Below are 9,694 nucleotides of genomic sequence, written 5' to 3' on the forward strand. Positions count from 1 at the left end.
GTCTCCATCAACGCGTCCACCGCCGCCGAGACCGTGCCCGCGACGTCCAGGCGGGACATCGCCCCGGCGGCATCGTCGATCGAGCCGGCGACCTCGAGGTAGTCCTGCCCCCCGGACAGCACCAGCACCGGGTCACCTGGCGTCGGGTCCGCGTCCAGCCCGACAGGCGACCAGTCCGCAGGCCTCACACCGGCCCCCCGGGCCTGGCCGGGGCCGGAGCACCCTCACCACTGATCCCGTCGGCGAGGTCGGAGTCGATGTCGGTGAACGCCTGCGCGACCTGCACCGACGCGTCGGCGAGCAGCCGCAGGTTCTCCGTCATCTTCTCGCGGGTGTCGTCCCACGAGCTGGCGAAGTCGCGCACCACGCCCGCGAGCCCCTCGTGCCCGACCGCGTCCGCGATCCGGTCGCTCTTGGTGGTCGCGTTCTCGAACTCGTCGGCCACCGTCGTCAGGCTCGACCCCAGCTCGGTCACCGCGTCCAGGTCAACTCGAAGATCCGCCATCGGCCCTCACCCCCTCTTGCCCGGTGAGAGAGTACCCAGGTCCTCCGGTGATGCACCACGGGGAGAACTCCCCATCAGGCCTGGTCACCGGCCCGTGCCACGAGGATCCAGGTCTCGTGCTCCTCGGTGGTGACGGCGATGGTGACCCGCCGTCGGAGGTCGGCCGCGACGAGCTCCGGCTCGCCGGCGTGCGGCCCGAGATCGCGGATCGGCAGGGGCCCGTGGGTGCGGACGCGGAGCCAGGGAAGGTCCGACGAGCCGTGCCCGGAGAGACTGAGCAGCAGCTCGCCGGACGGCGAGACGAGCCCCTCGGCGGCCGCGACGCGCGCCCACGCGGCGTCGACGGAGTCGTCGCCGGCGTCCGCGATCCGGACGGTCGGGACGGCCGCGGACAACGCCGCGGCGCGCCAGGCGTCCCGGACCTCGTCGACGGTGCCCTCGACGCCGAGCACGGTGAGTCCGGCCAGCGCGGCGCGCGGGATCGCCTCCGCCTGCTCCCAGTCGAGGTCCGCCATCGAGCCGCGCGGATCGAGCACGAGGCCCAAGTCGCGAGCGCCGTCCGCGCTGTCGGCGGCCGCTCGCTCGACGATGTCCTGCCCGGCCCGGCAGACCCGCTCGACGTCGCCAGGCGCCAGCCCGTCGAGGGAGCAGGTGGCCGCGACGAGGCCTCTTGCGGGGCCGGCCTCGATGGCCCGTCGGACCGTGATCACCAAGTCCTCCGAGCGGGAGAACCATGCCTGGAACGTGAGGTCATCGCCGGCGTCGAGGCGGCGAGCGAGCTCGTCATTGCTGATCAGGTGCCGGTCGCCCTCGCGGTCCAGCACCGCGAGCCGTCCGTCGGCCCCCGGCGCCGTCACGTCGGCGCCCACGGCGGTCAGCCAGTTCGGGAGCCAGGTGCTCGGTGACCTGCGGGAGTACAGCGTGAGGAAGCCGTCGGACATGGGTGCTCCGTGATCGCGGTGGTCGAGGGAGGTGTCGGGGCGCGTCATTCGAGCACGAGCTCCAACCGTTCGTCCCACCCGTGGCTCGCGCCGTCCGCCAGGTCGGCGAGCATCGGGCCGACGGCGGCGCGGTCGGGAGCCGTCATGGTCAGAGCCGTCCCTTCGTGCGGGTGCGCCGGACGCCCACGGCTCCGACGGCGCCGGTCTCGTCCACGCCGAAGAACACCCTGCCACGCCCGCGCCACGCGTCCACCGGGCCTGTGGAGAACTCCATGAGCAGGCAGTCGGTATACGAGGTGACGTCGAGGCGCGGGAACTCGCCGCCGCCCGGGCCGCCGGTCCAGCAGCCGGTGCCGGTGGAGCGCGCGGACGGAGGTCGGGACGGAGGAGAGGTGGCTGTACGCCGGCCAGGTCGCGGTGACGGGCACGTGCTCGTCGAGCTCCACCACCGGTGCGGCGGCGTCGTCCGACTCCGCGAGCAGGATCACCGATCCTCCCTTGCGGCGAAGGTCCACAGGGTCCGGTCGTGGGGCGTGATGGTGGGGGCGTCGCGCCGCTCGACCCGGCTGCCGACGCGCACGTGCTCGCCGAGCAGCATGGAGAGCTCCTGCACGATCTCGTCGAGGCCCTCGACCACGCCCGGTGACTCGTTCCGCGCCTGGCAGACCACGGTCACGTCGACGTCGTCCACCTCGACACCGAGAGCCGCGGCGTCCCGCGGCACCAGGCTGAGCGACGCCTGGGTGAGCTGGGCGACCACGTAGTTCTCCCACACGGGGGTGCCTGCCGGGTCGCTGGGCGACGGCATGCTGGCGTGCTCCCTCCGGGCCCGTGCGCGCCGGTCCCACCCCGTCGCGGTGCGGAACGCCGCGAACCCGGCGTCGGTGGTCGCGAACCGCACGACGTGCGCCCCGATGTCGTCGCCAGGATCGGGGCCCTGCCAGCAGCGCGGATCACGCAGCAGCGCGCGGGCCTCGGGGCCGAGGCGCGGGGCGGTGTCGAAGTCGCTCGACGACGGACCCGCGGCCAGCTCGATCAGCCCGGACCGCAGCACGGAGACGATGACGTCGACGCGCCGTGGGCCGCCGGGCCCGTCGTCCTCCGGGCCCCAGGAGATCTCCCAGAGGCCGGACACGTCCTCGTGCCCGAGCCACAGGAGGTCGGCGACCTCCGGGCTCATGGCGCGACCGCCAGGTCGTGGGGTGGGTGGAGAGTCACCGCCGCAGGATCCCCCGGCCCGGGGCATCGCACCACATCAGCAGCACCGGGAGCCGGGGTTGCGGTCCTGCTCGGCGTAGTGCTCGCGCCAGAACTCCCGCTCGCCCATCGGTTCGTGGTCGGGGTGCGCGGACCGCTCGTGCGCGACGTACGTGCGGTAGGCGTCGTCACCCATCACCTGCCGTACGTACCAGCCCGGCGTCCGCCCACTGCTTCTCGAGGCGCCGCTCGGCCTGCGTCGCGAACAGGCTCGCGGGCGCGAACCGTCGCGACGCGACGGGCGGGTCCTCGTGGTTCTCGCCGCCGCCCGAGCGGAGAGCCTTGACGGTCACGACCAGCGACGCGAGGATCACGACGATCGACAGCACCACGAAGACGATCGACAGGGTGCCCTGCACGAACGTGTTGCGGACCACGGCCTCCATCGCGGCGACGTCGGGCGCGGTGCCGAACGAGGTCTCGCCGGCGGCCAGCGCGTCCTTGAAGGCGTGGTGCTGGGCCCAGTACCCGACGGCCGGCTCGGGCGAGAAGATCTTCTCGAACGACGCCCAGATCGTGATGAGCGCCGTGAACGCGAGCGGCAGCGCCACGATCCACAGCCACGCCCAGTACCCGCGGCCGCGCTTCGCCACGATGGCGAGCACGACGGCGAGGGCGATCGCGGCCAGCAGCTGGTTGGCGATGCCGAACAGCGGGAAGAACGTGTTGATGCCGCCGAGCGGGTCGGTGACGCCGAGGTAGAGGATCGTGCCCCAGCCCGCGACCATGATCGCGGTGCACACCCAGACGCCGGGGCGCCAGCTCACGTCCCTGAACCTGGGGGCGACGTTGCCGATGGTGTCCTGCAGCATGAAGCGGGCCACGCGGGTGCCGGCGTCCACCGCGGTGAGGATGAACAGCGCCTCGAACATGATCGCGAAGTGGTACCAGAAGCCCATCATCGCGGTGCCGCCGACGAGCTGGTGCATGATCGTCGCGAGCCCCAGCGCCAGGGTGGGCGCCCCACCCGTGCGGGAGACGATGGACGGTTCGCCCACCTGGTTCGCGAGCGTCGTGAGGGTGTCCGGCGTGAGGTTGACGCCCGTGAGGCCGAGCGAGTTGACGAACGCCACCGCACCTTCGACGGTGCCCATCGTGGCCGCGGCCGAGGAGTTCATCGCGAAGTACACCCCGCGGTCGATCGAGATCGCGGCGACCAGCGCCATGATCGCGACGAACGACTCCATGAGCATGCCGCCGTACCCGATGAAGCGCGTCTGGCGCTCCTTCTCGACGAGCTTCGGCGTCGTGCCGGAGGCGATGAGCGCGTGGAAGCCGGACAGCGCACCGCACGCGATCGTCACGAAGAGGAACGGGAACAGGGCGCCGGAGACGACCGGCCCGGTCTCGCCACCCGCGAACTCGCTGATCGCGGGCACGTCGATCTCGGGGCGCACGATGACGACGGCGCCCGCGAGCACGACGATCACGCCCACCTTCATAAAGGTGGACAGGTAGTCGCGCGGGGCGAGCAGCAGCCACACGGGCAGGACGGCGGCGACGAAGCCGTAGACGATGACGCCGACGGCGATGGTGGTGCGGTCGAGGTGGAAGAGCTCGGCGCCCCACGCGGTGTCGGCCACCCAGCCGCCGCCCACGATCGCGGCGAGCAGCAGCACGAAGCCGATCAGCGAGACCTCGGTGATCTTGCCGGGCCGCAGGTACCGCAGGTAGATGCCCATGAACAGCGCGATCGGGATCGTCATCGAGACGCTGAACACGCCCCACGGGCTCTCGCCCAGGGCGTTGACCACCACGAGGGCGAGGATCGCCACGATGATGATCATGATGAGCAGGGACGCGACGATGGCGGCGACGCCTCCGATGCGGCCGAGCTCCTCGCGTGCCATCTGGCCGATGGTGCGGCCGCCGCGGCGCATGGAGAAGAACAGGACCAGGTAGTCCTGCACGGCGCCCGCGAGCACCACGCCCACGATGATCCAGATGGTCCCCGGCATGTACCCCATCTGCGCGGCGAGCACCGGCCCGACGAGCGGTCCCGCGCCGGCGATCGCGGCGAAGTGGTGGCCGAACAGGACGCGTCGGTCGGTGGGGACGTAGTCCTTGCCGTCCTCGCGGGCCTCGGCGGGGGTTGCGCGCCGGTCGCGGGGCGGGTGATGTACCGCTCGATGACCTTCGAGTAGAAGCGGTAGCCGATGAGGTACGTGCACACGGCGGCGAACACGAACCAGATCGCGTTCACTGTCTCCCCGCGGACCAGTGCGAGCATCACCCATGCCAGGCCCCCGAGCAGCGAGATCGCCGCCCACAGCACGACCTTCTGCCACGTCCACCGGGGCTCGAGGTCCTCGGGCGGGACGGCCGTCGGGGGGAGGGTGGGGTCGGGGACGACCTCGGCCGCGGCCGCGGTCCCTCCCGCGGCCCGGGGATCTGTTGACACGGTGAGCCTCCAAGGCGTCGCGACGTTGCGTGGCCCTGCAGGTTGTCCGGGCCCGGCACGGGATAGAGGCCCGGGGCAACGCGTGGCACGTTCGCGCGTGCGCCCGCCGGGCGCGCGGACACCGCGGCACGCCGTAGCCTGGCCGGATGGATACTGAAGAGCGCCTCGCCGTCTTCCTCGACTACGAGAACCTTGCGCTCGGCGCCCGGGAGCACCTGGGCGGGATGCAGTTCGACTTCAAGCCCATCGCCGACGCGCTCGCCGTGCGCGGCCGGGTCGTGGTGCGCCGCGCGTACGCGGACTGGTCGTACTTCGACGAGGACCGCCGCCACCTGACCCGCCACCAGGTCGAGCTCATCGAGATGCCGCAGCGCATGGGCGCGTCCCGCAAGAACGCCGCCGACATCAAGATGGTCGTGGACGCCATCGAGATGGCGTTCGAGCGCGACTACATCACCACGTTCGTCATGTGCACGGGCGACTCCGACTTCTCCCCGCTCGTGCACAAGCTGCGCGAGCTCGACAAGCGCGTGATCGGCGTCGGCGTCGAGAACTCCACGTCCCGCCTGCTGCCGCCCGCGTGCGACGAGTTCCTGTTCTACGACCGGCTCGAGGGCGTGGACGTGCCCGACGAGTCCGAGCAGGCGGCCCCGAAGCGTTCCGGCCGCGGTGGTGCGAAGGGCGGTGCCCGGGCGACGGGCGGCCGCGGCCGCGCCAAGGCGCCGGCCCCGGTCGAGGAGCCCGTCCCCGCCGAGGAGGCCGCGACCGCAGCCCCGGCCAAGGGCGGCCGCCGCCGCAAGACGTCCGAGCCGGCCCCGGCTGCACACGAGGAGACGGTCGAGGAGGCCGTCGTCCCGACGACGGTCCCGGCCGGCGCGGCGCCCGCCGACGAGGCGACCGACGACGAGGCCCCCGCGGGCGAGGACGTGACGATGGAGGTCCGTGTCGCGCAGACGCTGGCCGACCTCGCGTCGTCGACGGGCGGCGCGGTCACGGCCTCGCTGCTCAAGCGCACGCTGCTGCGCAAGGACCCGACGTTCAGCGAGGCCGACTACGGCTTCCGCACGTTCGGGGAGTTCCTGCGCTTCCTGGCCGACCGCGACTTCGTCGTGCTCGCCGCCGGGCCGGCGACCGGCGACCCGGAGGTGTCGCTGCCCGAGCAGGGCGACACGGACGACGCGTTCGCGCTGCTGCGCGCGGTGGTGCAGGAGGAGGGCGGTTCGACGGCGCTGTCCGGGCTGAAGAACGCGGTCCGCAAGAAGCGACCGGACTTCAGCGAGAAGGCGCTCGGATACCGCGGCTTCCTGCAGTTCTGCAAGGCGGCGCAGACCGCCGGCGCCGTCGCCCTCGCGTGGGACGACGACGCCGACGACTACCTGGTCACGGCCGCCTGACCGACCGGGCCGGCCGCCGATCGGCCGCTGGTCATCGCCCGACGAAGGCGAGCAGCGCGGCATTGACCTCGGCGGCGTGCGTCCACAGGAGCCCGTGCGGGGCGCCCTCGACCTCGACGTACTCCGCCTCCGGCACGGCGGCGGCGAACCGGCGCCCGGTGGCGTCGATCGGGAGGATGTTGTCCTTCGTGCCGTGCAGGACGAGCGTCGGCTTGCCGGCCGCCCGGACCGCCTCGACGTCGGCGCGGAAGTCCTCGATCCAGGTGGGCACGACGGCGTAGGCGGCAACCGGGGCCGACCCGACGGCCGTGTTCCAGTTCGCGCGCACGACCTCCTCGCTGATGCGCGTGCCGAGGTTCTCGTCCAGGTTGTAGAAGTCCCGGTAGAACTGGGTGAACCAGGCGTACCGGTCGCTGCGGGCCGCGTCCGCGATCCCGTCGAAGACCGACTGGGGGACGCCCTCCGGGTTGTCGTCGCGCTGGACGAGGAACGGCTCGAGCGAGGCGAGGAACGCGAGCTTCGCGACGCGCTCGTGGCCGTGGTTCTTCACGTACCGCGCGAGCTCGCCGGTGCCCATCGAGAAGCCGACGAGGACGACGTCGCGCAGGTCGAGCGTCTCCAGGACGGTGTCGAGGTCGCGGGCGAACGTGTCGTAGTCGTACCCGGAGCCGACCTTGCTGGAGGCGCCGAATCCGCGGCGGTCGTAGGTGATGACGCGGTACCCGGCGGCGAGGAGCTCGCGGGCCTGCAGCTCCCAGCTGTGCCCGTCGAGCGGGTACCCGTGGACGAGCACGACCGGCTGCCCGGAGCCCTGGTCCTCGTAGTACAGCTCGATGTCGGTGCTGTTCTCCTGCCCGACGGTGATGTACCCCATGGTCGTGCTCCCCTCGGTGACGGTGAGAGAACGGTCGTTCTCTCGTGGGTCGCTACACTAGAGAACGATGGTTCTCTCCGCAAGGGGGAGAGGCGGGTGAGAGGGGACGAGCCGTGCTCGACGACGCGACCGCACGCGAGACCGTGGTGGCAGCCGCCGATCGCCTCTTCTACGCGCGAGGCGTCCAGTCCGTCGGGATGGACGCCGTGCGGAGCGAGGCCGGCGTGCCGCTCAAGCGCATCTACGCGCTCTTCCGGTCCAAGGAGGACCTCGTCGTCGCCGTCCTCGCGCTGCGGACGAAGCAGTGGGCCGACGGCGTGGAGCGCGCCGCCGCCGGCGCCGGCTCGCCCCGCGAGCGGATCCTCGCCGTCTTCGACTTCCTCGACGCCTGGTTCCGCGAGGACGGCTTCCGTGGGTGCGCCTTCATCAACTCGTTCGGCGAGCTGGGCGCGACGTCGCCCCGGATCGCCGACGCCGTGCGCGAGCACAAGGAGTCGTTCCGTGACCACCTGCTCGCGCTCGTGCGCGAGGCAGGGCTGCCCGACGCCGTCGCGGTGCAGGTCGTGCTGCTCGTCGAGGGCGCCCAGACCACCGCCGCGATCACGCACGACGCCGACGTCGCGCGGCAGGCGCGGCAGGCCGCCGCCGCCCTGCTCGACGCCGCCTGACCCCGCGGGTGCCGCGAGCGGCCACCGGCAGGGGGCACAATGGTGCGATGACCTACCGGCTCCTGCGGCTCGTGCTGTCGCTCCTGGTGTACGTGCTGCTGCGTCCCCAGGTGACCGGGTTGCACAACGTCCCCCGGCGCGGACCGGTGATCCTGGCGAGCAACCACCTGTCGTTCATCGACTCGATCATCATCCCGCTCGTCGTGCCCCGGCACGTGACGTTCATCGCCAAGGCGGAGTACTGGACGGGCCGCGGGCTCAAGGGCCGCGTCTCGCGCTGGTTCTTCACGACGATGGGGCACGTCCCGGTGGACCGCGAGGACCCGCGCGCCGGCCAGCGGTCGCTCGACGACGCCCTGGAGGTCCTGCAGCGCGGCGGGGCGTTCGGCATCTACCCCGAGGGCACGCGCTCGCGCGACGGCAAGCTGCACCAGGGGCACACCGGCGTGGCGTGGCTCGCGCTCGCCGGGTCGGCGCCGGTCGTGCCGGTCGCGCTGCGCGGCACCGACAAGGTGCAGCCGGTGGGCAAGCGGCTCCCGCGCCCCTCGCGCGGCATCCAGGTGCACTTCGGAGCCCCCATCGACCCGTCGCGTCAGCTCACCGCCGGCGCCCGCCCCGCGCAGGTCCGCCGCGAGCTGACCGACCACGTCATGAGCTCCATCCACAAGATGAGCGGCCAGGAGCTCGCCGCGTGACCGTCCCCTCGCCCTCGTCGTCCTCGAAGGGCGAGGAGGTCCAGCGCCTCTTCGACACGGTGCCGGGCTACTACGACCGGATGAACCGGCTCATGACGCTCGGCCGGCACCAGGCGTGGTGCCGCGACGTCGCGCGGCGGGCGCAGGTGCCCGCCGGAGGCGCGCTGCTCGACATCGCCACCGGCACCGGCGTCATCGCCCTCGAGGCGGCGCGACGCTACCCGGACGCCGCCGTCCACGGCGTGGACTTCTCCGAGGGCATGCTCGCCGGAGCCCGGACCAAGCCCGGGGCCGACGCCGTGACCTGGCAGTTCGCCGACGCCAACGCCCTGCCGTTCGACGACGGCACCTTCGACGCGGTCACCCACGGTTACCTGCTGCGCAACGTCGAGGACGCCGAGCGCGTGCTCGCCGAGCAGCTGCGGGTGCTGCGGCCCGGCGGGCGGCTCGTCATCCTCGAGACCTGCCCGCCGCGCGGGCTGCTGCGCCGGCCGGTCACGCTCGGGGTGAAGGTCGTGGTGCCGCTGCTCGGCCAGCTCGTCGCCCGCGACCGCACGTCGTACACGTACCTCGAGGAGTCCACGCTCGGGTTCATGTCCCCCGAGCAGGTCGGCGAGATCCTGCGCCGGCTCGGTTTCGTCTCGGTCGCCTGGGACCGCCGGTTCCTCGGCACGCACATGATCGTCACCGCCCAGAAGCCGTAGACGCGTTCCGCGGACTCCACAGGTCGAGGGACGCCCAACCCTGCGGCACTCCAAGGGCCGCGATCGACAGGTCCGGCGCCGAAGGGAACGTGTCGAGCAGGGCGACGAGACGTCGGCACCAGTCGGTGTCGCCGTCGATGGACCGCACGAGGTAGGCGATCACGGCCAAGGCGTTGTAGACACCGAAAACGGCTCATCCGATCTGAGGGTGTAGCAGCGGTGCCGTGACCGGGTCGGGAGATGGGTCGAGGTCCC

The 9,694-nt window shown here is 72.3% G+C and carries 10 protein-coding genes and 1 pseudogene; 4 read left to right on the forward strand and 7 right to left on the reverse strand.

Going from position 1 to position 9,694, the window contains the following annotated elements; translation table 11 throughout:
* Positions 1–184 precede the first annotated feature (184 nt).
* The 6 genes and pseudogenes from IEW03_RS20175 to IEW03_RS20195 all read right to left on the reverse strand — a co-directional run bounded on the left by IEW03_RS20175 (position 185) and on the right by IEW03_RS20195 (position 5,104).
* A complete protein-coding gene (locus IEW03_RS20175) occupies positions 185–505 on the reverse strand; it encodes a hypothetical protein (RefSeq protein WP_188525519.1) in 321 nt (106 codons plus the stop codon).
* Positions 506–579: 74 nt separating this feature from the next.
* Positions 580–1,446 carry a hypothetical protein gene (locus tag IEW03_RS20180; RefSeq protein WP_188525520.1) on the reverse strand — a complete coding sequence of 289 codons (867 nt, stop codon included), beginning with the start codon at positions 1,444–1,446 and terminating at the stop codon, positions 580–582.
* A 148-nt stretch (positions 1,447–1,594) separates the two neighbouring features.
* Entirely contained in the window at positions 1,595–1,720 is a 126-nt protein-coding gene (locus IEW03_RS20590) for a hypothetical protein (protein WP_268236107.1), read from the reverse strand.
* A 210-nt stretch (positions 1,721–1,930) separates the two neighbouring features.
* Positions 1,931–2,626, reverse strand: a complete 696-nt coding sequence (locus IEW03_RS20185) for a hypothetical protein (protein WP_188525521.1) — start codon at positions 2,624–2,626, stop codon at positions 1,931–1,933.
* Between the two features lie 75 nt (positions 2,627–2,701).
* Entirely contained in the window at positions 2,702–2,839 is a 138-nt protein-coding gene (locus IEW03_RS20190) for a YbdD/YjiX family protein (RefSeq protein ID WP_188525522.1), read from the reverse strand.
* Positions 2,832–5,104, reverse strand: a pseudogene (locus IEW03_RS20195) (carbon starvation CstA family protein). Before IEW03_RS20195 ends, IEW03_RS20190 begins: the two are co-directional and overlap by 8 nt.
* Before the next feature lie 146 nt (positions 5,105–5,250).
* Here IEW03_RS20195 and IEW03_RS20200 point away from each other — a divergent pair.
* Positions 5,251–6,498, forward strand: a complete 1,248-nt coding sequence (locus IEW03_RS20200; RefSeq protein WP_188525523.1) for an NYN domain-containing protein — start codon at positions 5,251–5,253, stop codon at positions 6,496–6,498.
* Between the two features lie 31 nt (positions 6,499–6,529).
* Here the strand turns inward: IEW03_RS20200 and IEW03_RS20205 are convergent, their stop codons facing one another.
* Complete coding sequence (locus IEW03_RS20205) at positions 6,530–7,372, reverse strand: alpha/beta fold hydrolase (protein ID WP_188525524.1); 843 nt, start codon at positions 7,370–7,372, stop codon at positions 6,530–6,532.
* A gap of 113 nt (positions 7,373–7,485) precedes the next feature.
* Here IEW03_RS20205 and IEW03_RS20210 point away from each other — a divergent pair, with 113 nt between their 5' ends.
* From IEW03_RS20210 to IEW03_RS20220, 3 genes are read left to right on the forward strand one after another with little or no spacing between them, the layout of a single operon-like run.
* Positions 7,486–8,040 carry a TetR/AcrR family transcriptional regulator gene (locus tag IEW03_RS20210; protein WP_188525525.1) on the forward strand — a complete coding sequence of 185 codons (555 nt, stop codon included), beginning with the start codon at positions 7,486–7,488 and terminating at the stop codon, positions 8,038–8,040.
* 47 nt (positions 8,041–8,087) lie between these two features.
* A complete protein-coding gene (locus IEW03_RS20215) occupies positions 8,088–8,735 on the forward strand; it encodes a lysophospholipid acyltransferase family protein (protein ID WP_188525526.1) in 648 nt (215 codons plus the stop codon).
* Complete coding sequence (locus IEW03_RS20220) at positions 8,732–9,439, forward strand: ubiquinone/menaquinone biosynthesis methyltransferase (protein WP_188525527.1); 708 nt, start codon at positions 8,732–8,734, stop codon at positions 9,437–9,439. The genes IEW03_RS20215 and IEW03_RS20220 overlap by 4 nt, the downstream gene beginning before the upstream one ends.
* Positions 9,440–9,694: the final 255 nt, after the last annotated feature.

Source organism: Isoptericola cucumis, assembly GCF_014635665.1.
Taxonomy (GTDB): domain Bacteria; phylum Actinomycetota; class Actinomycetes; order Actinomycetales; family Cellulomonadaceae; genus Isoptericola; species Isoptericola cucumis.